The 26,670-nt window shown below is 34.2% G+C and carries 28 protein-coding genes; 4 read left to right on the top strand and 24 right to left on the bottom strand.

What is annotated here, in order from left to right:
* Window positions 1-72: 72 nt before the first annotated feature.
* The 5 genes from ACW0JX_RS09530 to ACW0JX_RS09510 all read right to left on the bottom strand — a co-directional run bounded on the left by ACW0JX_RS09530 (window position 73) and on the right by ACW0JX_RS09510 (window position 3,169).
* Entirely contained in the window at window positions 73-1,128 is a 1,056-nt protein-coding gene (locus ACW0JX_RS09530) for an LLM class flavin-dependent oxidoreductase (protein WP_089170819.1), read from the bottom strand.
* Between the two features lie 120 nt (window positions 1,129-1,248).
* Window positions 1,249-1,692, bottom strand: coding sequence for a MarR family winged helix-turn-helix transcriptional regulator (locus ACW0JX_RS09525; RefSeq protein ID WP_001205523.1), 444 nt, complete (start codon window positions 1,690-1,692; stop codon window positions 1,249-1,251).
* 153 nt (window positions 1,693-1,845) lie between these two features.
* Window positions 1,846-2,169: a carboxymuconolactone decarboxylase family protein gene (locus tag ACW0JX_RS09520; RefSeq protein ID WP_000787201.1), complete on the bottom strand. Its 324-nt coding sequence runs from the start codon at window positions 2,167-2,169 to the stop codon at window positions 1,846-1,848.
* On the bottom strand, window positions 2,159-2,578 hold the full coding sequence (locus ACW0JX_RS09515; protein WP_023521709.1) for a tautomerase family protein: 420 nt from the start codon (window positions 2,576-2,578) through the stop codon (window positions 2,159-2,161). Before ACW0JX_RS09515 ends, ACW0JX_RS09520 begins: the two co-directional genes overlap by 11 nt.
* 42 nt (window positions 2,579-2,620) lie before the next feature.
* Window positions 2,621-3,169, bottom strand: coding sequence for a DUF4865 family protein (locus ACW0JX_RS09510; RefSeq protein ID WP_459245621.1), 549 nt, complete (start codon window positions 3,167-3,169; stop codon window positions 2,621-2,623).
* 120 nt (window positions 3,170-3,289) lie between these two features.
* Between ACW0JX_RS09510 and ACW0JX_RS09505 the strand changes: the two genes are divergently transcribed.
* Window positions 3,290-4,078, top strand: a complete 789-nt coding sequence (locus ACW0JX_RS09505; RefSeq protein ID WP_446026020.1) for a LysR family transcriptional regulator — start codon at window positions 3,290-3,292, stop codon at window positions 4,076-4,078.
* Between the two features lie 93 nt (window positions 4,079-4,171).
* On the opposite strand, the gene ACW0JX_RS09500 is transcribed toward ACW0JX_RS09505, so the two are convergent.
* From ACW0JX_RS09500 to ACW0JX_RS09470, 7 genes are all read right to left on the bottom strand, one after another.
* A complete protein-coding gene (locus ACW0JX_RS09500; RefSeq protein ID WP_141558597.1) occupies window positions 4,172-5,125 on the bottom strand; it encodes a branched-chain amino acid ABC transporter permease in 954 nt (317 codons plus the stop codon).
* Window positions 5,126-5,174: 49 nt separating this feature from the next.
* The gene (locus ACW0JX_RS09495; protein WP_089170816.1) at window positions 5,175-6,035 is read right to left on the bottom strand and encodes a branched-chain amino acid ABC transporter permease; all 861 of its coding nucleotides are present in this window, start codon (window positions 6,033-6,035) and stop codon (window positions 5,175-5,177) included.
* 21 nt (window positions 6,036-6,056) lie between these two features.
* Window positions 6,057-6,758, bottom strand: coding sequence for an ABC transporter ATP-binding protein (locus ACW0JX_RS09490; RefSeq protein ID WP_001196709.1), 702 nt, complete (start codon window positions 6,756-6,758; stop codon window positions 6,057-6,059).
* Window positions 6,736-7,509 carry an ABC transporter ATP-binding protein gene (locus tag ACW0JX_RS09485; RefSeq protein WP_459245620.1) on the bottom strand — a complete coding sequence of 258 codons (774 nt, stop codon included), beginning with the start codon at window positions 7,507-7,509 and terminating at the stop codon, window positions 6,736-6,738. The genes ACW0JX_RS09490 and ACW0JX_RS09485 overlap by 23 nt, the downstream gene beginning before the upstream one ends.
* Before the next feature lie 89 nt (window positions 7,510-7,598).
* Entirely contained in the window at window positions 7,599-8,816 is a 1,218-nt protein-coding gene (locus ACW0JX_RS09480; protein ID WP_459245619.1) for a substrate-binding domain-containing protein, read from the bottom strand.
* A 262-nt stretch (window positions 8,817-9,078) separates the two neighbouring features.
* Window positions 9,079-10,002 carry a CobW family GTP-binding protein gene (locus tag ACW0JX_RS09475; RefSeq protein ID WP_001044939.1) on the bottom strand — a complete coding sequence of 308 codons (924 nt, stop codon included), beginning with the start codon at window positions 10,000-10,002 and terminating at the stop codon, window positions 9,079-9,081.
* A gap of 106 nt (window positions 10,003-10,108) precedes the next feature.
* Window positions 10,109-11,545, bottom strand: coding sequence for a flavin monoamine oxidase family protein (locus ACW0JX_RS09470; RefSeq protein ID WP_459245618.1), 1,437 nt, complete (start codon window positions 11,543-11,545; stop codon window positions 10,109-10,111).
* Window positions 11,546-11,745: 200 nt separating this feature from the next.
* Between ACW0JX_RS09470 and ACW0JX_RS09465 the strand changes: the two genes are divergently transcribed.
* Window positions 11,746-12,690 carry an L-lactate dehydrogenase gene (locus ACW0JX_RS09465; protein ID WP_000715322.1) on the top strand — a complete coding sequence of 315 codons (945 nt, stop codon included), beginning with the start codon at window positions 11,746-11,748 and terminating at the stop codon, window positions 12,688-12,690.
* Window positions 12,691-12,778: 88 nt separating this feature from the next.
* On the opposite strand, the gene ACW0JX_RS09460 is transcribed toward ACW0JX_RS09465, so the two are convergent.
* The 7 genes from ACW0JX_RS09460 to ACW0JX_RS09430 form a co-directional block, all read right to left on the bottom strand.
* Entirely contained in the window at window positions 12,779-13,792 is a 1,014-nt protein-coding gene (locus ACW0JX_RS09460) for an AI-2E family transporter (RefSeq protein ID WP_001006602.1), read from the bottom strand.
* Window positions 13,793-13,974: 182 nt separating this feature from the next.
* Window positions 13,975-15,585: an amidase family protein gene (locus ACW0JX_RS09455; protein WP_459245617.1), complete on the bottom strand. Its 1,611-nt coding sequence runs from the start codon at window positions 15,583-15,585 to the stop codon at window positions 13,975-13,977.
* Window positions 15,586-15,696: 111 nt separating this feature from the next.
* On the bottom strand, window positions 15,697-15,828 hold the full coding sequence (locus tag ACW0JX_RS09450; RefSeq protein WP_000997344.1) for a hypothetical protein: 132 nt from the start codon (window positions 15,826-15,828) through the stop codon (window positions 15,697-15,699).
* Between the two features lie 126 nt (window positions 15,829-15,954).
* Window positions 15,955-16,557: a nitroreductase family protein gene (locus ACW0JX_RS09445; protein WP_001277021.1), complete on the bottom strand. Its 603-nt coding sequence runs from the start codon at window positions 16,555-16,557 to the stop codon at window positions 15,955-15,957.
* A 57-nt stretch (window positions 16,558-16,614) separates the two neighbouring features.
* Window positions 16,615-17,265: a DsbA family oxidoreductase gene (locus ACW0JX_RS09440; protein WP_017656790.1), complete on the bottom strand. Its 651-nt coding sequence runs from the start codon at window positions 17,263-17,265 to the stop codon at window positions 16,615-16,617.
* A 70-nt stretch (window positions 17,266-17,335) separates the two neighbouring features.
* Window positions 17,336-17,767: an Rrf2 family transcriptional regulator gene (locus tag ACW0JX_RS09435; RefSeq protein ID WP_033695258.1), complete on the bottom strand. Its 432-nt coding sequence runs from the start codon at window positions 17,765-17,767 to the stop codon at window positions 17,336-17,338.
* A 120-nt stretch (window positions 17,768-17,887) separates the two neighbouring features.
* A complete protein-coding gene (locus ACW0JX_RS09430; RefSeq protein ID WP_459245616.1) occupies window positions 17,888-18,757 on the bottom strand; it encodes a LysR family transcriptional regulator in 870 nt (289 codons plus the stop codon).
* Between the two features lie 97 nt (window positions 18,758-18,854).
* On the opposite strand from ACW0JX_RS09430, the gene ACW0JX_RS09425 reads away from it, so the two are divergent.
* On the top strand, window positions 18,855-19,760 hold the full coding sequence (locus tag ACW0JX_RS09425; protein ID WP_098853086.1) for a DMT family transporter: 906 nt from the start codon (window positions 18,855-18,857) through the stop codon (window positions 19,758-19,760).
* 42 nt (window positions 19,761-19,802) lie between these two features.
* Here the strand turns inward: ACW0JX_RS09425 and ACW0JX_RS09420 are convergent, their stop codons facing one another.
* From ACW0JX_RS09420 to ACW0JX_RS09400, 5 genes are all read right to left on the bottom strand, one after another.
* A complete protein-coding gene (locus ACW0JX_RS09420) occupies window positions 19,803-20,423 on the bottom strand; it encodes a YcnI family copper-binding membrane protein (protein ID WP_065228652.1) in 621 nt (206 codons plus the stop codon).
* Between the two features lie 34 nt (window positions 20,424-20,457).
* The gene (locus ACW0JX_RS09415; protein ID WP_459245615.1) at window positions 20,458-22,107 is read right to left on the bottom strand and encodes a copper resistance CopC/CopD family protein; all 1,650 of its coding nucleotides are present in this window, start codon (window positions 22,105-22,107) and stop codon (window positions 20,458-20,460) included.
* 328 nt (window positions 22,108-22,435) lie between these two features.
* Window positions 22,436-22,855, bottom strand: coding sequence for a VOC family protein (locus ACW0JX_RS09410; RefSeq protein WP_459245614.1), 420 nt, complete (start codon window positions 22,853-22,855; stop codon window positions 22,436-22,438).
* An 85-nt stretch (window positions 22,856-22,940) separates the two neighbouring features.
* Window positions 22,941-24,299: a branched-chain amino acid transport system II carrier protein gene (gene brnQ, locus ACW0JX_RS09405; protein ID WP_001284785.1), complete on the bottom strand. Its 1,359-nt coding sequence runs from the start codon at window positions 24,297-24,299 to the stop codon at window positions 22,941-22,943.
* A gap of 238 nt (window positions 24,300-24,537) precedes the next feature.
* Window positions 24,538-25,230, bottom strand: coding sequence for an FMN-dependent NADH-azoreductase (locus ACW0JX_RS09400; RefSeq protein ID WP_000522528.1), 693 nt, complete (start codon window positions 25,228-25,230; stop codon window positions 24,538-24,540).
* Between the two features lie 292 nt (window positions 25,231-25,522).
* On the opposite strand from ACW0JX_RS09400, the gene ACW0JX_RS09395 reads away from it, so the two are divergent.
* Window positions 25,523-26,488 (top strand): arsenic resistance protein, encoded by a 966-nt coding sequence (locus ACW0JX_RS09395; protein WP_459245613.1) that lies wholly within the window; start codon window positions 25,523-25,525, stop codon window positions 26,486-26,488.
* Window positions 26,489-26,670: the final 182 nt, after the last annotated feature.

The following is a 26,670-nucleotide window of genomic DNA, read 5'->3' as shown; positions in this document are numbered from 1 at the left end:
AAGTTCATTTTTTTGTCATTTTCCCATAACAAATAAAAAACTGAGAGTCAATTAGACTCCCAGTTTTTTTATTTATTTTGCTGTATGTTTTCTAACGGCTGGTAATATTTCAGTAGCAATTAATTCAATATTTTTCTCAATTTTATCAAATGGTACACCGCCAAAATCAATTTGTGCCATAAAGCGTTGTTGGCCAAACAATTCATATTGGTAAAGCATTTTCTCAATGATTTGTTGTGGGCTACCAACCATTAAAGCATCACGGTAATCTATTGCATTTGTAAATTGCTGTTTCGGATACCCACCACCGCGCAGTGTAAGCATACCAGCATTAATGTGAGGATAATATTCACTAAGTGCATCTTGTGAATTTTTTGCCGTATAAAATAAACTCGTTGTCGCAACTGGTAAACTAGCTGGATCAAATCCACTTTGCTGAGCAGCCTCGCGGTAAGCATCTACTGACACTTTAAAGTTAATTGCTGGACCACCAAGTGTTGTTATCATCATTGGCACACCTGCACGTCCTGCTTTAATTGCACTAGCTGGTGGACCTCCAACTGCACGCCAAATTGGTAAGTTATTATTTTTCGCTCTCGGAATAACCGATGCATGTGCGAGCGGTGCTCTGAACTGTCCATTCCATGTGACATGTTCCTCGTTATTAATTTTTAATAAAAGATCCATCTTCTCTTCGAATAATTCTTCATAATCATTCACGTCATAACCAAGTAAACTATATCCCCCAATACGAGATCCACGACCAGCCACAATTTCTGCACGTCCATTAGAAATCAAGTCAATTGTAGCGAAATCCTCATATACTCGAACTGGGTCAGATGTACTTAATATCGTTGCTGAACTTGCAATTTTTATATTTTTCGTAGCTTGCGCGACCGCACCTAAAATAACTGTATGAGCTTGCGTTGTAAAATGTGTTTGATGACTTTCGCCGACAGCAAACACATCAAGTCCTGCCTCATCTGCTAACTTAGCTGTATCAATTAGTTCGTGAATTCTTTTCTCTGGCGTAATTTTCTCCCCATTATGTGGATTTAAAACATGATCACCAATTGAATATAACCCAAACTCAATTCCTTTTCTTGTATCTATACGGTATTTTTCCATAGTTACTCTCCCCTTTAATACTGTAGTATTAGTTTTTCTTCTAAAAACGTTGGTAAGTCAAGTATATCTCCGTATTACCTATCTCATCACTTGATTAGTCAATTGATGATGTAAAAAAAATTACTCTTGCGGTAATTCTTTTTTTTCGCTATGCTTATGAACTTTCGTCATCAGCTCGTATAATATTTTCTGCTCTTCTTCATTTAATACATCATCAAAAAACGAAGATTGAAATGCAAGTTGCTCTGGCAATGCTCTCTCTAAAGCTGCTTCTCCTTGCTCTGTAAGACTAATTGTTTTCGTTTTCCAATCTTGTTTTCGTACAATATATCCTTCTTTTTCAAGACGAGTTAACATTCGAGAAATGCCACCTTGTGTAACAGTTACCTTTTCAGCTAACTCCATTTGTGTGAGTGGTTGATACGTACGTATTTGCAAAAGCACATCAAATTGAGCTGTCGTTAAATCAAAACGTTTTAAAAACTCATTTGACATTTGATTACTTTGGTTCGTAAATCGTATTAAACGTAACCATATTAATGATCCTATCGTATTATCACGCATGTTTCATCACTTCCTAGCGTTCATCTTACTATCACTTTACTACGCAAGTGATAAAAAAGCAAGATAAAATGTAATAAATATAGCGATAGAGTATTGCATAAATAATGATAAGTAAGAATTCATATAAACATGAATTCTTACTTATCATTATTCTTAACTTTTCATTTCATTCATTACTATATTTAAAGCTGCCATAGCTTTTGGCCAACCAACGTAAAAAGCCATATGTGTTATTAATGCAACCAATTCATTCTCCATAACCCCATTTTGTTTAGCTAGCTTCAGATGAAATTGTAATTGTTCTGTATTACCGAGACTGATTAGTGCTGACACAGTACACAAACTTCTTTCTCTTAATGTTAAAGTGGCATCCCGCCACACTTCCTCAAATAATATCTTTTCACTATAATGAGCAAATGCAGGTGACATTTCTCTCATTTTCTTTTTAATATGTACTTCAATAAGTTCATTTTTCATTTTTTTCTCCCTTTATTTTCACCATTTGTGCTATTCCTTGACCAAATGACCAGTTTTCAGCAGCTGTCTCATTTAGTGTAATAAAAATATCCGAAGTTTTAACGTCGGAATATTCCGTAATTTTCAAGGATACCGATTGATACAAATCTTTTTTCTGTTGCACCGTTCTTCCCGGTCCACATGTAATAGAAACATAAATCATATTCTCTGTTCTCTTTTCTCCTCTTTCCAACAAATAATATGGATTATATAAAAATTTGTTTTGTTGGTAAGGTAAGAACATTTGAAAATAATCATTTTCAGGGATGTTAAAATGTTCAATTAATGAAAGATGGATACATTCACCCATTTTTTCCAACTCTTCTTCATTTAATATGTTTTCAGAATAATAAATCTTCACAAAAGGCATAGACTTTCATTCCTTTTCTTATTTTTAATATACAACAAAATTTCATCGTGAAATGTGTAAAATCTCATATACTGTAACACCCTTATTCACTACAATATCAGGCTTCTCTTCATAAAACTCAAACCTACTATACCCCCATTTATCCGAATTATAAACGATTACATTCCCTAAACACTTTTCGTTGTTTTGTACATCTTCATTCATAGTGCTTAATTGAGTCCCAATCAGTGTTTTACTTTGAGAAATACTTCCTGCATATTCAACAACATATCTACTTTTCTTAAATCCATCACTTAGATTAACCACTAATGGAACACCTATATGTATTTGTTGCCATCCAAAAGATTGTAAAATGTTATCGTAATACCCTTCAAAGATAAATTTATTCATCCCTTCATGACCATTCCAAATATATAAAGGTGCATAGCAGTTATAAAAATTCCCGTCTTTCTCCGTTTCCGTAATTAAATAAGCTTTAAAATTTAGTTCTTGGAAACCATCAGTTTTATAGCCATTATCCTTTACCCTTTTCTTAATAATTTCCATGTCATAATCCTTTGGAAGAATGACCTTATATTGCATTCCAATCATGTTTATCACTCGCTTTCAATCTTATATACATTATGATAAATCGATAAGCGGCTAACGTAAAATAGGTATAAATTATGTTTGGTATCATTTATAATGATAGTGCATAAGGGGCTGAGATACATGGAAATAAATGATCTTATTATATTCAAAACTGTGGCCAGTGAGGGTTCTATTAGTAAAGCTGCTAAAGAGTTAGGATATGTTCAACCGAACGTAACTGAGCGAATCAAAAAATTAGAACAAGAATTAGAAACGCCTTTACTACATAGAGATAACAAAGGTGTTTCCTTGTTACCTGCTGGTGACATTTTATTAGATTACACGAATAAAATATTAACTCTATTAGAAGAAGTAAAAGATGAAATTAAAACGAGTGGTTCTTCTTATATAATAGCGACGTCACAATCTATTTTGACAAATTATTTAAGTAAGCGTATTAAAGTAAATTTCAGAAATTATCAAATATATGTAGAAAGTAGTAGTCATTTGCAAAAATTACTGCAGCAACAAAAAGTTGATATGGTCTTAACTTATGAGGATTATCCTGACGCATCGTTTAAAAAAGTGTTCACAACCTCAATTTCTGTAGGCTTATTAAAAGCGAAAGAAAAATGTACCATTGATTATTCAAAAGAAATTTTCTTCGTTAGCAATGACAAAAAGTGCCCTTTTAGGAATAAGACAATACAATTTCTAAAAGAAAACAATCTATCTCTGCGACAACTTCAACAGTTGGATTCTTATTCGCTTATGGAAGAGTTTATTAATGATGGAAAAGGAATAGCTTTTTTACCGATTAAAAATGATACATTAGTAATAATTGAAGATGTTCCCCTTGAGAATTTAGCTGTTCATTTTTTTACGAATCAAACCTTTATAAAGCATATCCCTGATGAACTATTTGATTAATAAAATGACTTTGATTACAAACTTTTTTCAAAATAAAAATCCCTCTTTAACGAATATAAAAGAGGGATTTTTATTTTGTATACAATTGATTTTTCACACGTTTTGCTCCACTTCTGTACTTTTCTCCTTTTTATTCCTTTTAAAACTCTTCAATTTCTTAACCGTCCCAACCAATCCTTTCGGAAAAACGAGTAGCACGATAATATACAATAAACCTAGAATAATCGTCCATCTTTCAAAAATCGGATATTCCGTCGCTAGTTCTGATAAATAATATTTTAGTGATTCAATAATCCCAGACCCAGCAATAGCTCCAATTAATGTTCCCACTCCTCCAATCATTGTCATTAAGAGTGCATTTAGTGTCATTTCAATTGAAAATACAGTCGTATTGACAAAGCGCAATGTAATAACAAATAAACCACCGCTAATTGCAGCTACTATTCCTGCGACTACACTTGCGATTATTTTATAATGGAGGACTTTATATCCAAGTGCTTCAACACGTTGTTCATTTTGTGAAATTGCCTTTAATACTTTCCCAATAGAAGACTTTGTAAAAAGACGTAATAGAATAAAAATGAAGCATAAACATACAAGTGATACATAATAAAAAGTAAAACGATCACGGAATATTTCTGGTACCCCAAATGTAAAACCATCTCCTCCGTGAGTAAGCCCACGCCATTTTTCAGCAAGTACGAAAAACAACTGTGAAATAGCAAGTGTTAACATTGCATAAAAATGACTTTTCAATCGTAAAGAAAGTAAACCAATTATATAACTAACGATTGCTGAAATGATAATTGCAGCTACTATTCCAATTAAAAAGTTCGTTATTGATACGCCTTGTCGATCAAATAAAAGCGCTACCCCATATGCTCCTATACCAAAGAACATACAATGACCGAACGATACAATTCCTGTATACCCAAGCAATACATCAAAACTCATTGCAAAAATAGCAAAGATGAAGATTTGAGTGAACAAAATTAACAGGCTCCGTGAATCATTTACGAACGGAAATACACTTAAACAAATGAGCATACATACTCCGAAGTATACTTTAATTCGGTCCAATGTGTTGTTCACCATTTCACCCCTTTTCACCAACAAGCCCAGTTGGCTTTACTATTAAGAAAAATAGTAACATTAACATATTAATTGCAAGTGATAAATCTGGTATAAAATACGCTGTAAAAGCACCAGCTAATCCGACAATTAAAGAAGCAATAGCTGAACCTTGTACGCTTCCTAATCCTCCGATAATTACTACTATAAAAGCTAAAATTGCATACTGCATGCCCATCTCGGCGAAAATAACGCCCGAATACGGTGCTAATAAGAAACCTCCCAAAGCTGCCATCCCTGCTCCTAATAAAAAGACGAAAGAAAATATCGCTTTTACATTAATGCCAAGCGCTTGAACCATTTCTTTATCCATTACACCTGCACGGATCATAAGACCTATCTTCGTCTTTTTGAGTAATAATAGTAGTGCAATGTAAATAATTACCCCAATCAAAATAACAAATAGACGATATTTAATTAATATAATACCTCCGGATGTAAAACTTCCTTGTAACCATAACGGTAATTTTGCACTAATAGGGTTTGGCCCCCAAAATATTTTAATACACTCACTAAGAACGAGCATTCCCCCAAGCGTAACGAGCAGCTGTCGAACATGATTTCCATATACTGGTCTAATAAGAAACCTTTCTAAAATAAATCCTAGGAACATTCCCATAGCTACTGCTCCAACTAAAGCTAATATATAACTTCCTGTCATATTAAATAACCAAACACCTGTAAATGCTCCCCACGCAAATAAACCACCGTGTGCAAAGTTTAAAACGCTCATTAGACCGAAAATAAGTGAAAGACCTGATGCTAACAAAAAAATGAGCATCCCTGTTGAAATCCCATTTACAAATAAATTGATTAACACATCCATCCTTTTCACCTCGGATTCATGTTAAGAGATTCCTAAATATTTATGACACATTTCCTTATCCTTTTTTAATTCATTCATAAAACCGTTATGAACAATTCGTCCGTTATCCATAATGTAAAAATAATCGCCAATTTGACTAGCCATCATAAAATTTTGCTCAACAAGTAAAACTGTTGTTTTCTCTTTCATCTTCAAAATAGCTACCATTAATTTCTCCACCATTATCGGGGATAGCCCTTTGCTCGGTTCATCAATAAGTAATAATCCATCACTATTAATAAACGCTCTTGAAATAGCCAACATTTGCTTTTGCCCTCCGCTCAAGAGCCCACTTTTCTTATTCCAAAACTGCTTTAAATCCGGAAATAGTTCTAGCATCCACTCTATTTTCCCTTCTACTTCTTCACCTTTCCCCCTAGCAAGAGCGAATGTTTCTTCTACTGTCAAATCATGAAAAATACCTTGATTTTCTGGTACATATCCTATTCCTTTCCTTGAAATTAAATGTGTAGGTAATCCACTTACTTTTGCACTATCATAATAAATTTCACCATCTGCAATGCGGTGAAACCCCATCACTGAACGTAATGTCGTTGTTTTCCCTGCCCCGTTTCTACCAAACAGTACAGTAATCGTCCCTTTCTCAACAGTAAGAGATACTCCTTGCAAAATATGAAACTGATCTAAATACGTTTCTATATTATTCACTTGTAATAGTGCCACTATATAATCCCCCTAAATAAGCACTTTGTACACGCTCATCTTTCATAATTTCTTCTGGCAATCCTTCAGCCAATAACTCTCCATGAAATAAAACGATAAGATGATCTGACAAACCTAGTATCATATCCATTTTGTGTTCGATAAGTACAATTGTGCTCTCTGGATGTTTCTTAATATTTTCAATCACTTGTAATATAGCAGGGACCTCTTCAATCGAAATACCTGCCGTCGGCTCATCAAGTAATAACACATCCGTTTTTAAAGCTAATAACATCGCAAGTTCTAGCTTTCTTTTCTCTCCATGTGCCAAATCTTTCGCTAATACGTTCTCTTTCTCGTGAAGTAATACTGTTTTTAAGAAACGTCTCGCCTCTCCAACTTGTTGCTTTAATTTTGCTGAACTCGGGAAAAAACTATAGTAATCTTGTACGAATGATTGAACACTTAAACGGACATTTTCAAGTACCGTTAATTCTGGGAATATGTTTGTAAGTTGAAAAGAGCGACCGATTCCTAAGCGTGTTCGATCTGAAATCGATAGTTTTGTAATATCTTGCCCTTTAAAATACACTTCACCTGTTGTGGGTGAAATCTGTCCACTTAGTAAATTAAATAATGTTGTCTTCCCCGCACCATTTGGCCCGATAATAGAAATGAGCTTTCCTTTTTGGACAGTTAAATTTACATCTTTAATAACATGATGTTCACCAAAAGATACGCTAAGATTTTTCGTCTCTAGCAAATGTGTCACGAAATCCCTCCCTTTAAAGCCGTGAGTATGAAAGAAATATGTATAAAGAGGGTCCCCCCTCTTTATACAAAAACAACAGAAAATTCAGTCTATTTATTTTGAACTGGTGGTTCTGTTTCTTTCATCGTTAATTCTCGCTCTAACACTGGCACCGGATAATCAACACCGTCTTGCTTTTTCAATGTGATAGAATACAGTGTCTGCATCGCTTGGTGGTCCTTCTCTCTAAACTTCATCTTTCCTTTCGGTGTATCAAATTCCATTCCTTCCATTTTCTTAATCAAGGTATCTACATCTGTATCACCTTTTGTTTTCTTTAAGGCTTCTACAATAGAAATTGCTGCTGACATTCCTCCCGCTGTAAACAAATCTGGCACTGCACCATTAAAACGTTTTTTATGCTCTTCAACTAGCCAATCATTCACTTTATTTTTTGGAAGTGTGTGATAATATACAGAAAAACCTTGCATACCTACTAATGCATCCATTGTTTTTAATGCTGGTATATCTGGCGCACCTGTAGAAATTTTAATACCTTGCGCTTCCACATTCATATCTTTCAACTGTTTCCAAGGTGAATTTGCCCCTGCCCAAACGATAAATAAATAATCTGGTTTTGAACTAATGATATTTTGAATATTCGCTGTAAAATCTGTTGAATTTGTATCCGCGTATTGCTCATTCACAATGTTCGCACCTAATTTTTTCGCACCCGCTTTAAATGCAGCAATCCCTTCACGACCAAAAGCGTTATCTGGGGCAAATGTCGCAATCTTTACATCTTTTTTCGCAATTGCTGCTGCTCCTGCAATCGCATCTTGTGAGGAACTTCTTCCGGTTCTAAAAATATATTTATTCCAGTTCTTCCCGGTAATACTATCCGCAACTGCCGGTTCTACAACCATAATCTTTTCATATTCTTCAGCCAGTGGTAAAACCGCTAACGTATCACTTGAACTAGACGATCCAACTAAAAAATCAACTTTCTCTTCTTCTAATAACTTCGTAGCTTTTTTAACTGCTACATCCGCTTTCGTTTCTGTATCTTCTACAACAACCTTAATCTTTTTCCCATCTACTTTCCCAGTTCCACCAGTTGCATAATCTAACCCTAATTCAAATCCGTTCACTGTTTGTTTTCCATACGATTCTAGCGGTCCTGTTAAAGAAGCAAGGACTCCTACCTTAATCGTTTTTTCATCCTCTGTACTTGTTTTCTTTCCTGAACAAGCTGCCGTTATTAATAACGAACCTAAAACACAACCAGTAAACATTATCTTTAGCCACTTACGTTTTTTCATCGACATTGTGATCCTCCCCATACTTTACTTTCTGATAGAATCAAACACGCCAAAATCCCCTGTCCGTAATCATGACTAACTAATTCGATAGATAATGGAAAACTCTTGTAGTACCCTCTACATTCGGCACAAATATATAATCACCTTCCTATGTAATGGAAACGGACATACAATCAATATATATTCTGCAATCCAATTGAAAATACTGTTTCATTTCAGTAATGACCATACAAAAAGACTAACTTATTTTTAAGTTAGTCTTTTCCCCTTAATTAGAGTTAAGTTCTACTTTCTCTAACCCTTCAGCCAATTGTTTCTTATCTAGTCCTTCTCCTATTACTACTAAGTTTGTCGGGAAACCGAAGTCTTGTTCTAGTAAAGTTGGTACTCCGAACGAATATTGGAATAGGTGAGGGTATTTATCTCCATGGAATTTCACAAAACCTTTCACTCGATAAATACTATCTGGTAAATTCGAAAGCCATTCATATAATTTGTCTTGATCAATCGGTTTCGTAAATTGATACGTCATCGTTTGTATATGTAAATGCTGTTTGACATGTAGTGTCTCATGTTCCTCATCATTCGGAAATTCTGCTTCCTCTATATCTTTTAAAGATATATTGCAATACTTTGTCTCATACATTTTCGCATGATCATTTATTGCCTTTACTTCTTCAAATACTGTGTTCTTATCTTCATCTGTTAGTAAATCTGCTTTATTAACAAGAATGTGACTACCAAATTTCAGTTGCTCATGCAATAGCTGTTGTACATTTGCACTTAATATACTTCGGTTTAACCACCTTACTGCATCTAAAACGACTACAATTGATTTTACTTCCAGAAAAGGAGCTAAAATTGGCGAGACACACGCGTCTAACACTTCAATTGGATGCGCAACACCTGTCGTTTCTATATAAATTACATCTGGTCTTTCTTGTTGGTATAACGAATGTAATTGTATTTCAAGCTCTTCTTTTAATGTACAACAAATACATCCTTTAAGTAGTTCTCTTAAAACATTCTCTTTTCCAATAATATCTGTATCTACCGAGTATTCACCAATTTCATTCATTAATACTGCAACTTTTCTATTCTTCTTTTTCTCTGCTAACAATAAATTTTGTAATAATGTTGATTTTCCACTACCTAAAAAACCACCTAATATATGAATCTCCACTTTATTCATTCAACCGACCATCCATTTCTTTACTTCAAATGTATTCAAAGCGTAATAATTACGATTTATATTTATCATTTTATTAAAAGAATGACCATTTGTAAATATAAGAGATTCACTGTTCATTTACTTCATATGCAACTCTTACTCCAGACTCAATTGCCCCTTGCATCCATCCATGTGTTAATGTCGTATGCTCTCCTGCAAAATGTACTTTTCCAGATGGTGGTGTAATATACGGAAATAACTCGAGCTCTTGGCCTGGTTCGAAAGCTGTAAATGCACCGCAAGAATACGGATTTTTACTCCAGCTAAAAGATGTTCCAGTGACAAACTCACTATAGACGATGTCACCGTATATTTCCGCTAAATTTTTTAATGCGTAACGAATACGATCTCTTTGCGGGAGACTATCCCATGTTAACGCCTCATCTGCCCACGTATAACTTGCTATTACGATAGCTGGTCCTGGAGTATGAATGCCATAACTCGGATAGTATGTAAACCGTATCGGTAAATCAGTAATAGATTTACCGCCACACTGTCCCGCTTTCTCCCAAAATCTACTTTTAAACTCTATTGCAATTTTAGTTGCAGCAATATAATTTAATTCACGAATTGCTCTTTTTTTAAAATAAGAGAATAAATAGTATGGCTGAACTTCTACAAATCTTAACGCTGAAAATGGAATTGTAATAATAGCAAAATCACTTGTTATTGTAAATTGCTCTAACGTTTGTTCATGATTTCCTTGTAACATTACTTTATTATCTTCTTGTATGATTTTATCAACCTTATACGGCATTAAAATATGTTCTCTTAATTGTGGTAAGAATGCATTCGATAACTTATCCATTCCACCAGTTATTTCATAATATTTCGTTGTTGAAGTAAAGAAAATCATTTCACGTAATACTTCAATTAAGGACATTCCCATATAAGCTTCCATATCAAGAAGTACCCCAATCATATCTATTGCACCATCTGAATAATACTCCATTAAAAATGAACCAAGCGAATACGTTTTATACTTTTTTTCAACAATAAGCCAGTTTTTATCAGGATCCTTCTTAATATAATTTAGTATTGGTTCTAATACCTCAATCATTAGCTCTTCTGCCGTTTTTCCTTTTTCTTTATCCAAAACCGGATATTCAAGTACACTTGGATCATTTTCAAACACATTCAATCTCGTTTGAATGTTATTCGTATAAATGATATCTGCAAAAGTTTTATTTATAAAAAGGTTTAAAGGTAGTTTAAATTTATGAATATACGCTAAGGTTAACTTATGGGTATCAGGGATTCTCATCGGTCCCGCATTAAAATATAAACCCACACTAAATGGTTCCTGAATCGTATACACCCTGCCACCTATTCTGTTATTTGCTTCTATAATCGTTACTTCGTGCCCAGCCTCTTTTAATAAAGAACCTGCAACTAATCCAGAAATCCCTGCACCTGCAATCGTAATCCGTTTTGGGTTATTCTTTTTAACAAGCCCTGCATGAATAATATGAAGCATTTCTTCCATTGCTAATGGATTCCCCATGCCATTTCCCCTTTTACAAAGGATTTTACTGAATTATATTCGGTTCACTGAATTCCTATGTTTTGTTCGCGGATTTGCACGGATACATTTTCAAATACTTGAATATCTTTTATAAAATGTAATAAACTAGATATGACTCTATAGAAGTAAGACGTATTATCTTACATAATAAAATCAATGAAATTGCGAGGAATTTTGAAATGAAAAAAGGGATTAACCGTGTTGTATTAGTAGGAACAGGAGCAGTTGGATGTAGTTATGCTTACTGCATGATTAACCAAGCTGTAGCTGAAGAATTTGTTTTAGTCGATGTAAATGAAGCAAAAGCTGAAGGAGAAGCAATGGATTTAAGTCATGCTGTTCCATTCGCACCAGCTCCAACTAGAGTATGGAAAGGCAGCTACGAAGATTGTAAAGATGCTGACCTTGTAGTTATTACAGCTGGATTACCACAAAAGCCAGGCGAAACACGTTTAGATTTAGTTGAGAAAAACGCTAAAATCTTTAAACAAATCGTTCGCAGTATTATGGATAGCGGATTTGATGGCATCTTCTTAATCGCAACAAACCCTGTAGATATTTTAACTTACGTAACTTGGAAAGAATCTGGTTTACCGAAAGAACGTGTAATCGGTTCTGGTACAACGCTTGATTCTGCTCGTTTCCGCTATATGTTAGGTGAGTACTTCGATATTGGTCCACACAACATTCACGCTTATATTATCGGAGAACACGGCGATACTGAACTTCCTGTTTGGAGTCATGTTTCCGTTGGTATCCAAAAACTACAAACACTGCTTGAAAAAGACAACACGTATAATCAAGAAGATTTAGACAAAATTTTCATAAACGTCCGTGATGCAGCTTACCATATTATTGAGCGTAAAGGCGCAACTTATTATGGTATCGGTATGTCACTTCTACGTGTTACAAAAGCAATTTTAAACGACGAAAATAGTGTATTAACTGTATCAGCTTACTTAGAAGGGCAATATGGTCAAAAAGATGTTTATATCGGGGTACCTGCTGTTTTAAATCGTGGCGGTGTTCGTGAAATTTTAGAGGTTGAATTAAGTGAAGAAGAAGAATTAAAATTCGATCACTCTGTTCAAGTATTAAAAGAAACAATGGCTCCGGTTCTTTAATTAAGATAAAAAAGCAATCCAATTTATTTTGGATTGCTTTTTTATCTTAATTATCCCCTATGACCTTTTAATGATTTTCTATCATTTCTTATTTTTTAGTCGCATCCTCATTATTTATATCAAGTACATCTAATAAAAAGATAAAGATTGGTATCCCGATAATAAGCCCCCATATTCCGAGGAAATGCTCTGAGAAGATGAGAATCATAAATGTATAAAAGATTGGTAAATTTGTTTTTGCAGACATAAACTTCGGATTTAAAAAATAACTTTCAAGAGCGTGGATTACTGTTATGAACACGAGTATGTATACTACGTACATAACTCCGCCTACGTTGTAAGCAATGATACAAAGTGGAAACAAAGAAATAATCACACCTGCAACAGGAATCAACCCTAGTAAGAAAACCATAACAGCTAATACAAGTAGCTGTGGAAATCCTAAAACAATTAATGCAATGACAGTAAGAATACAATTTACAACGGCAATTAAAAACTGAGCTTCAATTACTTTTCCGAACGATCTTGCAAATCTTTCACCAAAATATGCAATTTCCTCATAAAAGATTTTTAACTTACTATCTTTAAACTTAGATGTAAATGTAATAATACGCTCTTTTTCTAATAAGAAAAATAAGCTTAAAATTAGAGATAATAATATTTGTAAACTTACCTTCCCTATATTTGCTATTGATTGATATATAACATCTACACCTTGTTCTATATATTTTGATACTTCCATCCCATTAATTGTCGAAAGTACATATTTAACGATTTCATTATCAGGTGGATTTTGAAAAAATAGTTTAAATTGATAAATTAATTGTGAAATTTGTATCGTCAGCACAGGTAAATATTTATATAACGTTGTGCCTATAAAGGAAACTAGTATTATATACAAACATGCAATAACAATTTTCCGGTTTACTTTCAATTTTCTTGAAATAAAACGTTGAAATCGATCCATTAAAAACGTCAGTATAAACGTAATTAATATTAAATTGATCATACTTTTTAATGCGTATAATACAAGCGCTACTATTATTAAAACGAGAAACCGTTGAAACCCTCTACTTCGAAAAAAACTCTTTACTTCATTCATTAAGAATTAACCTCCCCCTTCAATGGATGGAAATTGAATATATTACATTTTATGAACTCCTATAGACAATCTTTCTTACTAATTGAGAAGAATCCTTTTTTTCTTTTCATATTGTTAGATTCGTTTAACTGGAATCCACCAACATAATTTCGGTGGATTCCAGTTATTTTTCATATAATCTTTTATAAACTAGGTGATTTTCTATTTTTAGACTGCTGTTCATACGCATATCCCATATTGAAAAGCTCTCTTTCACCAAACTGTTTCCCTACAAACACTACACCGATTGGTTCTCCATTTTTATCATATCCAGCAGGAACCGCTAATTCCGGATAACCAGCTACAGCTGATAGAAGAACTTCATCGTTATTAATCATAACTAGAGCATCCAAACCTTTTTCTACTAAATACCTATCTAGCTCTTTTTTTGCATTTGCTTGACTCGTTTGTACTACGTTTTCGAACTCTTCTTTCGTTATAGCAGATTTTTCAGACCCCTCAATTAATGTTTGTCCGTATTTTATTCGTCTTTTACTATCCTTTTTATTAAACGCTATAATCTCTTCTAACGATTTTACCGGTACATTCTTTTGCTGTGAAAGATAGTCGTTTACATTATGCTTGAACTCATATTCTAATGTTTGCAAATTATCTACACCCTCAGCACTTAACTGGATATTATCAGTTAATATCGCACCTGCATCTTGAAGGTCTTTTCTAATTTTTTCTGCTACTACTTTTCTATTTTCATCTTGTTGGTCTACAGAAAAAAGAAGCCCTATCTTTTTCCCTTTTAATCCATCTATTGATAAATCCTTTGTATAATCAATTCTTTCTTTATCTTTCATTTTTTCTGTCATAACATCTTTTTCGTCATAACCTATCATTGCATTAAATAACGTTGCTACATCTTTTACTGTTCTTGCCATAGGTCCTGCTGTATCAAGAGTTTCAGCTAATGGAATAATTCCTGTTCTACTTACCCTACCTAAAGATGGACGTAACCCAACTACTGATTGCTGCGCCGCTGGTGCAACAATCGATCCCGTCGTTTCTGTTCCAATTGCAAGCGGCGCAAAATCTGCTGCAACTACTGTAGCAGATCCTGAACTTGATCCTGAAGTATCGAATGTAATCGGACCGTACGGGTTTAAATTTTGTCCTTTCTTCCCGCTATACCCGCTTGGCATTGTAAAAGATAAATAGTTCGCCCACTCAGACATATTCGCTTTTCCTAAAACAAATGCTCCTTCTTCTTTCAACTGCTTCACAATTGTTGCGTCTTGATCTGCAATCCAATCTTTTAATACATAAGTTCCTGCACTAGTCGGCATCACTTTTTCCGTCTGTACATTATCTTTTACAACGACAGGAATACCATATAAATTCGAATTTTTGTTTCTACCCCGCTCTTGATCTAACTTTCTTGCTTCTTCCATCGCATTAGGATTTATCTCTGTAACAGAATTTAATGTTATTCCATTTTGATCATGTTCTTGTATTCTAAAGAGATAAATACTCGTTAATTCTTCATATGACAACTTTCCATCATCAATCATTTTTTGAAGCTCATCTACATTCGCATTTACGACTTCTCTTTCTTTTATCTTTACATTTTCTATATTGATTCCTTTAAGCTGATTATGTATCGGTTGTAGCACTCTTTCTTTATCATATACAATACGCTCAGGTTCCTTTGGAAAATAATTTTTATACACGTAATATCCGCCGGCACACGCTAATAAGACAATGCCTCCAGTGATAGACAGCGTTACCTTTACCCATTTCTTCATGTTGCTTCCTCCACTCTATAAGATGCTTAGCTATACAAAAAAGAGAGTTACCTTTTACTTAACTCTCTCCAATCAAAATGCTAAATGAAAAAATGAAAGATTTCAATCTAATTACTTCTTTTTTTGCATTTGCTTTGCTAACATTTCTTTCACTTGATTATACGTTAACCCTGAATTTTTATTTAAACGCTTTACTTCCTCAACATCAGTACCTACCACTGTATATTTTTTCTCATCATTCATTTTTCTAATTCCCTTCTCACCGGATTATTTCTTATATTTCTTCCCTAAATGCACATAAATTAACACCACTACAAAAAAGGAAGCTGTTTTTAAGCACAGCTTCCTTCTCGTTACATATTGTATTTCTTAATAAAATTTCACTACATCTTCAGTAGGCAAGAACGTTCTTTCTGCTGGTTGTTCGTTTGGTTCACCAAATGGCATTTGACCTACTAAGCTCCACTCTGCCGGAATGTTCCAAGTTTCTTTCACTTCAGCATCTACGATTGGGTTGTAATGTTGTAATGACGCCCCAATTCCTTCAGCAGATAATAGCATCCACACAGTATGTTGTAACATCGCATTTCCTTGATGAGACCAGAATGGGAACTGATCTTTGTATAATGGGGCATTTTCTTGCATTTTTTCTACAGTTGCTTGATCTTCAAAAAATAGAACTGTTCCTACACCTGCATGGAAGCCTTTTAGTCTTTCTACAGTCGCTTCAAAGTTTTCTGCTGGTACGCGTGCTCTTAGTGTTTCTTTAACGATATCCCAAAACTTTTCATGCTCTCCATCCATTAATACAACCATACGACCACTTTGCATATTGAAAGATGTTGGTGCGTGTAAAGCTGTTTTTAACACTTCTTCAATTCTTTCTTTCGTAATTGCATCGTTTTTTGTTACTTTACGAATTGAACGGCGGTTCACGATTGCTTCTTTTAAGTTTGTTGTAGTTGCTGACATTTTAATTCCTCCAAATGTTTGTTTTATCATTTATTTTGTTATTTCATAACAAGCGAATTAGCAATAACCATCGGTATTACATTGCATACCTTCAAATGAATTTGTTTTATCCTTTTCAATTTCTTTATCAATGACCCTTTCTAGTGTTTCTTTACTAGCAAGCCCTTGAATGACTTCATCTCCAATCATGACAGTTGGAACAGCCATAATATTCGCTTCATCATATGCGTGTTGAATTGCTTCTTGATGCTTTTCTTTATATTTACGAGTTACTAAAGCATCTTTAAATTCCGCCTCAGGAAGTCCTACTTCTACCGCTAATTTTGTTAACACATCAATATCTTCAATGTTTTGCTCTTCTTGGAAAAATGCTGTGAATACGCGGTGATGATACTCATTACCTAGTCCACGTTCTTTCGCAAATTGACATCCTTCGAAAGCTAAATGTGTATATGGATGTGGTGAAACACGTGGCAAGCGCATATCAATTCCAAACTTCTTCGCTGTCGGAAGAATGAAAGCATCCCATGAACCTAATTTTTCTGGTTCATTCCATGGATCTATTTTTGAATATGGACTTGGACGTAATTCAAATGGCATCCATTCAATCTCTACACCTTTCTCTTTCGCTACCTCATCTAATGGACCTTTTGCTAAAAAACAAAACGGACATATAAAATCTGAGTATACTTTCATTTTTACAGTCATAACTTTTACACCTTACCTTATCGTTGTAATCAAACCAGTTACATTAATGATAAAAAAATATAAATATTATTTAAACATTCATTTTTTCTTGCAAAGTTTCAAACAACTGCCCCATCGTAATATTTCTCAAAACTTCTTCCATCGCGGATTGTGCTTGAATTAAAATAATTTCTAACACCGCTTGAATGTTCGCCCCAATTGGACAATCTGGATTCGGTTGCTCGTGAATATGAAATAGCTTGTCTTCTTCGACTACGTTCACTGCATGATACACATCTAACAATGTAATTTCATGTAAATCCTTTAGTAATCCCGCGCCACCCGGTCCACGATTTACGTAAACAAAGCCAGCTTGTTTCAAGTACGACATGATTTTACGAATGACTACTGGATTTGTATTGACACTCTCAGCCATATAGTCTGAAGTACAAAGTGAAGATGGATTGTTTTTCAAAATAGATAAAATATGAACAGCTATGGAAAAGCGGCTACTAATTTTCATCGTAATCATCACCTCGATGTAATTATTATAGTTACAACTAAAAAATAAGTCAATCCTTTTCATAGATTTTTTATAAGTAAATTAAAAAGTGTCCCATTATGATATATGAGACACCTCTTTTTATTCTGCGAATAGCGCTTGAAATTCTTCAATAAATAGCTGCACAGCGATTGAAGAATCCTTTAATGAAGGAACAGCTAAAGCAATTTCTCTCCATACTTGTGGTTCCAATTCTCTCGTTTGCACATTTTTTGGTAAATTCGTTAAAGATAATTCAGCTAATATTGCAATGCCTAATCCTTCTTGAATCATATTTAAAGCTGTAGTAACTGTCGAAATTACATACTCAGCCCGAAGTGGTACATTTACTTGTTTAAACATATCAATAATAGGTGGTTCGTATCCGCCCTTACATAATATGATCGGTTCATTCTCTAAATCACTAATTGTAATAAAGTCCTTCTTACAGAGAGAATGATCCTCTCTTAAGATAGCAACCATTTTCCCCTTCGTTAATGGAACAATCTCCATATCTTTATTAGGCAAAATAACAATCCCTATATCAATAACCCTCGATACTAACCAATCTTCAACTTCTTTAATCGTTCCTTCACAAAGAACCACTTCTAATTTCGGATACTTCTCCTTAAAAAGGTTTATCATTTTGGGTAAGAAATGTGCAGAAGCACTCGGAAAACTACCAATTCGAATCGTCCCAACTTCGTGTCCTTTCTCCATCGCAACTTCTTGTTCAATCTTCTCTACACCGTTCAAAATCTCTCTAATATGTACAAGAATCCTGTTTCCTACATCCGTAACGAGGAGCCCTTTTCGTTTATCACGTATAAGAATAGTAACTCCTAACTCTGACTCAATACTTGAAATCGCATGACTAACAGCTGGCTGCGTCATATTTAATACCCTGGCAGCTTTCGTAAAACTACCTAACTCAACAGTTTTTATTAATACTTGCAGTTGTGTAATGGTCATAACTAATCACTTATACTCCTCATAAAAAAGATTCATTTTATTTATTACAGTCGATATCATATCATAGTGAAATGAATAACAACAAGGAGGTCTTTCAGTGACACAGCTTTCTCGAACTAAGACGGCCATAATCCTTACCTTTCTCGTTTTCATGTGGGGAATCAATTGGCCTTTATCAAAGTTTGCCCTGCATTATACACCACCTGTTTTATTCGCAGGCGTTCGAACTTTAATTGGAGGATTCATTTTACTCCTGTTCGCATTACCGAAATACAAAGAGTTACATTTAAAAGAAACGTGGCATTTATACGTTATTTCTTCTTTACTTAACATCATTATATTTTACGGATTACAAACTGTCGGCCTTCAATATATGCCTGCTGGGTTATTTTCCGCCATTGTATTTCTACAACCAGTTTTACTCGGTATTTTCTCGTGGATATGGCTTGAAGAATCAATGTACGGCTTGAAAATTTTCGGGCTTGTTCTCGGATTTATTGGTGTAGGCGTTATTAGCTCAAGCAGTTTAACAGGACATATTTCTGTTATTGGAATCCTTCTCGCGTTAGGATGCGCTATTGGCTGGGCACTTGGCACAGTATTCATTAAGAAGACTGGTCACCGTGTTAATGCCATTTGGATGGTAACACTTCAGCTTATTATTGGTGGCCTTTGCTTAATTGGATTTGGTTCAGAGTTTGAAAGCTGGTCTAGTATCGCTTGGAGTATGCCATTTGTTAGCGTACTTCTCTTTATTTCATTCTTTGTTATTGCAATGGGGTGGCTTGCATACTTCACACTTGTTGGAGCTGGTGAAGCAAGTAAAGTTGGGGCTTATACATTCCTCATTCCACTAATAGCTATTATTGTAAGTTCAATTTTCTTACATGAGGCTATTACCATTAGCTTATTCATCGGACTATTATTTATTGTTGTGAGTATTTGTTTTGTAAATATCAAACCGAAAACACTTGCTGTAAGGCAGCAAGTTGAAATGAAATAAACGTAAGAAAGAGCCTACTGTTTGTAGGCTCTTTCTTACGTCTTACTTTTTACGACGTACTACAAGAACACACGCACTTACCGACGATACTATCGCCAAAATAGATAAGACAATTGCTATCAATTGCATATTACTAGTACCTTCATTCTTTTCTACACTAGACACTTCACCATGTTCTCCTGTTAATGACGTACCTTTTGCAATTGTAGTAAGTGAATGCGGTTTTTCAGCTTTTTCATCACCTGTCCATTCAACAATTTCTCCGTCTTTATATTGTTGATATGCGTCCCAAGCTATTTTTTGCTCTTTATCCGGATTTTTAGCGACGAAAGTAAATCGCTGGAACTGGCCGGTTAAAATCCCTTCTCCTGTCGCTTCCCATACTACAGTTTTAACTTTTCCGGCTGTATCTTTTTGCTCCTCAACTTTCCATCCTGGGACTGGTTCATACTGTTGGAACTCTACTCCAGACGGTATTTTCAGTGTAACTTTCGTCGTTGCTTCATTTTTTTCAACTGGTACTTTTATCGTATAAGTCTCCCAAGAACCAATATCAGAAGTTGCTGGTTTTACAGTGACGTGCGCACTAACAGGTAACGAAAAAATTCCCATTGCAATAATTGTTGCGATCATTGTTGTTCCTAATTTTTTTATACGTTTCATTTTCTATTAGCTCCTTTTCATACATAGCTTCTTTTTATCTGCCACCGACAATAAATTTAAAATCTGTATCGAAACTATCAAGAGATTTTGTTAATCCATGAACATGTATATTCCAGTTTCCTGTCATGTTAATATACATACCTTCTGCTTCATATTCTCCCGGTGAAACTACTGAAACTTTAAATGAACCTTTTCCCATGTTCATATCTAATGATTGAGTCGTCAATATCATTTGTTCCATATCAGTAATAGGCTGTCCCTTTTCATCCTTTAGTGTAATATGGAATTTATTTTGTCCTACCTTATTCGGACTTACATTTAGCGTAAGTTCATATCCATTATCTAATTGCTTACTCTCTGTAAAAGGTCCAGTAGGAGGCATCGGTGGTGTTTGTACGTTTGTCATAAAAGCTACGATGACGAAAATGATAATTCCAATGATAAACTCTACTTTCACCGTAGCTCCTAATCCTTGCTGCGCTCGCATTCTCCCTTTCACATAATGAATAATTCCCAATATCCCCATGAAAATGAATAAAAGTATCTTTGTTAATAAAGCCAATCCATACTTCGTATCAAATAACGAGTGGATTGTTGGAATAAAAAATGTACTGTTAAAAAGGCCTGTTATTAAAATCACGATGACAGCACCTGTTGCCCACGGTGAAAAACGCTTAATCATATCCCAATACATATGCCACTTGTTATCCTCATTACGTAAAAGAAGAATAATAGATGATAAACCACCCACCCATAATGAAGCTGCGAATAAATGTAGAAAATCCATAACGACAGCAATGTCTTTAAACTTTAAACCGTATGCGTGACTATTAAAGGCCTTCATAACAAGTAACCCTATAAACAATAGTATTGGAATACTCCATACTTTAAACGACGAAAACTTCTCATGCTTCACCACAAAATACGTAACAATTATAAGCGTACTAATGAGAACCATTTGAGTAATCCATACATAACCAAAAACAGAAAGCTGTAATGTTTCTTTTAATAGTAAAGGGTTGAATGCTTCTAGCCATGAAACATCAGCATTTATTTTCGCTTGCAGTGGTAGATTGAATAACAAGCTAATCAATATCCCAAATAAAGAGATCCATATTATGTTCTTACTCCTTAATCGAACCGAGGTTGCATTCCCTTTATACATAATAAGATTAAAGAAGAGAACTCCTAAAAATAGCGAGAAACTCGTATATAGAATCCCACGTTCCATAATCATATCGATTTGCGGGACATACCCCATCTCTTCCACTTGTACATCGTCTGTTCCCGCTTCCGCTAATCCAATACGGAATGGAATAACCCCTTGAATTGGATGCCCATCAGCTGAAATAGCTTTCCACTGAATAGAGTAGAGACCATTTTTGAGATTTTCTTTTAATCCGGCTTCTAATAGTTTTTTATTTTTTTTATCAATATGAGCATCTTTTAAATCGACTCTTTTACCTGATGTATCTCTCACGTACAATGTATTAAAACTTGAAACTTGTATGTCCTCATCGAATTCGATTTTTACAACAGATGGTGCTTTCTTCAATGTTTCATTTTCAGTAGGGTTTGATTTCACAACGTACGCATGAGCAGATGCACTTTGCGGTATCAATATGATAAGCACACACACAAGTAATAGCCATGTCCCTAATCTTCTCATTACTTTCACACTCATTTCACTTCTTTCTTCCTCATTGCTCTATTTTCATTACTTTAACTTCCGAAGTTTGATTCTCGGGCGAAATATTAACCTGATTAAATATAAACTTCTATAAAGTATAACTCTTATTTCTCTTCCACCTCTAAACTTCTAATATAATAGTAACTATCACGATAGATACAACTTACATTTTTAAAGCTGATTGTTATTATATCATAAAATATATTTATGTAAGTTATCAAAGAAGAAAAGTTATCGTGAATCATTTGTGAAGAAAATGTGAAATACATAAATAAAAAGGTATTACGTTATTACGTAACACCTTTAAAAAAATATCCCTCTTCTATTTCTCTTCCGGATAATCACAATACTCGATAATCGTTCCTTCTGTATCCGCTGGGTTAAGATAAATTAACCTTCTACCGTGCTTATTAATGCGTAGTGTATGCTCTAATGTCCGAATACCTTGTTCTTTTAACTCTTCTAGAGCCACATCTAAATCATCGACACGATACGCAACGTGATGAACACCTTTACCTTTTTGTTTAATAAAACGGGCAATTGGAGATGTTGTATTATTCGTCGGTGCAAGTAATTCAATTCTATCTCCAGCCACTTCAAGAATGGCTACTTCGCTTTCCACACCAGGAGCTTTACTTACGTAACGATCTATTAATTCTCCTGATAGAACCTGTTCATAAAAACGTATCGTACTATCTATATCACGAACTGCGATTCCGATATGATCAATTGTTTTTTTCATTTTATTTCCCCTACTACTTTATTTTTTCTATCCTTATCAATAGTAACAAAAAAAGTTATAGAAACAAGTTCTATAACTTTTTTATTTAACCTATTTTCTTATCCGCTCTAGTTGCTGGTTGAACTTGATTTTTTGCTTTTACAACGCTAATGCCATATCCGATAAATCCACCGATAATCGCTGGGAAGATCCAGCCTAATCCTACTTCCTGCATCGGAAGGAATTTAGTGAACACTTGGCTTACTACTTCAATGTTAACTCCAGCTGCACTTAATCCATCGAATAAGCTGATGATAAATGTTACGATTAAGCTCACTTGATAAACTTCAGCTCTTCCTTTGAATAATGAATGGAAGAATGTTAAGAAAATCAATACGATTGCTAGTGGATAAATTGCTGTTAATACTGGAACAGAAACTGCGATTAACTGTGTTAATCCTACGTTTGCAACAATTGCACTAAATACACATAGTGTGATTGCAATTGCTTTGTAAGGAACATTTGGGAATAACTTATGGAAGAATGAAGAACATGCTGATACAAGTCCCACACTAGTTGTTAAACAAGCTACTGTAATCATTAATCCTAATAATACTCCGCCATATGATCCGAAATAGTAGTTAGAAACTTTCGCTAATACTTCTCCGCCGTTTTCTAAATGTCCAAGCTTTGCAACACTTGAAGCACCCATATAAGAAAGAGCTGTATAGATAATTGCTAAAATAGATGCTGCAATTATTGTCGCTTTTGCACAAACGACCATAATTTGTGTTTTCGTTTTCGCACCTTTTTCTTTAATAGCATTGATAATGATAATCCCGAATACGAATGATGCAAGCGTATCCATCGTTAAGTATCCTTCTTGGAATCCTTTAAAGAATGCATGTGATGTATAAGCTTCCACTGGTGCTTGCATATCTCCAATCGGATGTATAAAAGCAACGATTACTAAAATACCGATGAAAGTCAACTTAATTGGCGTTAAGATTTTTCCAACAATATCGACAATTTTCGCGGGATTTAGCGAAAAAAAACAAGTGATACTAAAGAATATAATTGTGAAAAGAATTAAAGGTGTAGAACCTACTCCTTCTGGCATAAACGGCTTAAGACCAATTTCATAAGAAACATTTCCTGTTCTAGGTATTGCAAATAACGGACCGATTGCTAAGTATAAAACTGTTGTAAACACAATCCCGAACACTGGGTGAGCGCGACTTGCTAATGACTGTAAATCATCTTTACCTGAAAAACCAAATGCTAGTACACCTAGTAATGGTAATCCAACACCAGTTACTAAAAATCCAGCGTTAGCAATCCATACATTCTCTCCTGCTGATTGACCAAGCATCGCTGGGAAAATTAAATTTCCTGCTCCAAAAAATAGTGCAAATAACATTAATCCAATAACTACTATGAACGAAAACGGTACTTTATTCGCCATAATATAACCCCCATTCAAATTTCCTTATCTCATTTTCCAATTTTAACTAATTGAATTTTCTGAATATTTAATTTAAGTATCAACTATTCTTGAACTCATTATAGTTTGCTATATAATATTTTGCAATACTATTTTCGAACTTTTCTTTTATTTTATAAATATACATTTTTTAACATGAAAAATAGACTAAAAAACCAACACGGTCATCCATGTTGGTTTTTCCATTTACTATCATAAATTAAAATTTCGCTGCTACTTTTTTAACGTTTTCTAGACCTTCTTCAACAATTTGTTGTGAACGATCTGGATATTGATTGTGTCCTTCAATTACAACTGTCTCTGGATTTGTAATTCCCCAGAATCCAAGTACAGTTGTTACGTAATTAACTGCCATTTCCATAGGAGCCATTTGCTCTGAAGAGTAATCTGAACCACGAGCACCTAACACAACTACTTTCTTACCACCAACTAAACCTTCTGGGCCATTTGCTGTATATTTAAACGTTTTTCCAGCTTGAGATAAGTATGAAATATATGTGATTAATGGTGCTGGTACTGTAAAGTTCCATAATGGGAATGCAAATACAACCTTATCAGCTTCTAAAAACTGATTTAAATATTGATCTACTGTAGCAACTGCCTTCTCTTCTTCAGCTGTTAACTCCATGCCTTGGCTACGTTTATATCCACCTGAAATCGCGATATTTCCGTAATAAGGAAGATCTAATGCAAATAAATCTAATTCCGTAATTTCTGTATTTGGATTTGCTTCTTTATAAGTACTTACAAATGTTTCATACATTTTTGAACTAACTGCTTGCTCCGCTGGACGATCGTTTGCTTTTACAAATAATACTTTTGACATTTTTTTATTCCCCTCTACATTCGTATTTTCTTCTTTTTTACCAAATAATGAGCTAAATAGTCCCATTTTCTTCACCTAATCTTTCTTTTCATATTCATTATTCATCATCATAAAAATTCTTATTCTAAGAAAAAGTTCCAATAGATACCTTAAGTTAAGCCGCCGAAACTTTTTGTTATTTAATTACCTTATGTAAGTGATTGTAATATAGTCACTTACTTTAGTCAAGTAACTTTTAATAAAAAATAAAATCTCAATTTAAAAATATTAACTAAAATACAATTGAACACCAAATACATCTTTATTACTTGTATAATAAACTTAGAGAGGAAAATTCATATATAGAAAGGATTTATTCATGAGCACTATAGAAAAGATTCAAACTTTTATTATTCTTTTTGCTGTTACATGCGGCATCGTACTCGGACAATTTAATATGATACATACGTATTCAGACCAGTTTATTGTCCCCTTCTTATTTTTCATGCTATATGGATTATTCCTCAGCATCCCATTAAAAGAAATAAAAAACGGATTTCGTAATTTAAAATTTGCTGGAACAAGTCTTACTATTAACTTCTTATGGACACCTTTACTCGCTTGGGGATTAGGAGCACTATTTCTTTCAGATCATCCAGCACTTTGGGTTGGATTTATAATGTTAATGGTTACTCCATGCACAGATTGGTACTTAATCTTTACTGAAATAGCGAAAGGAAATGTAGCACTTTCTACTGCAATTTTACCTGTAAATTTAATTTTGCAAGTACTACTCCTTCCAATTTATTTATTTTTATTTGCTGGTGTCATGAAAACTGTAGCGGTTTCTGTTTTAGTAGAAAGTATTGTTATCGTAATCGTCTTACCATTTATACTTGCACACGCTACAAAATTCATTATGAATAAAATGAATAAAGCTGAAACTCTCGAGAATAAACTCATTCCGTTTTTCAGCTCTGCTCAAATTGTATTTTTAAGTTTAGCAATAGTAGCGATGTTTGCATCACAAGGTAAATATTTACTGCAAAATATGAATGTCGTTTTATTATTACTCGTTCCTGTTCTATTGTTCTTCATCATTAATTTTTTACTAGGACAATTTATCGGGCGCATCATGCATTTATCTTACAAAGATACAGTAAGTCTAAGCTTAACAACGTTAGCAAGAAACTCACCTGTTGCACTCGCTATCGCTGTAACAGCTTTTCCAGACGAGCCTCTTATCGCACTTGCACTCGTTATTGGACCGTTGATTGAGTTACCGGTACTAGCTTGTGTTTCACAAGTTTTGTTGCTTATTAAGAAAAAACGGCAATACGCATAATAAAAAACCGTCCCATTTTGGGACGGTTTTTATTATGGAAAGATTACATACAAGACTTATTTCTTATTTATCAATACAAATGAAATTACCGAAACTACAAACGTAATAATACCAATTGTAATATAGTGAAACTTTAATCATTGGGGGTTTTGTTCATCCCCCAATGATTATTAGCCCTCACC

The organism is Bacillus sp. C-3-6, assembly GCF_054509685.1.
This window is presented reverse-complemented; position numbering and strand designations above follow the sequence as displayed.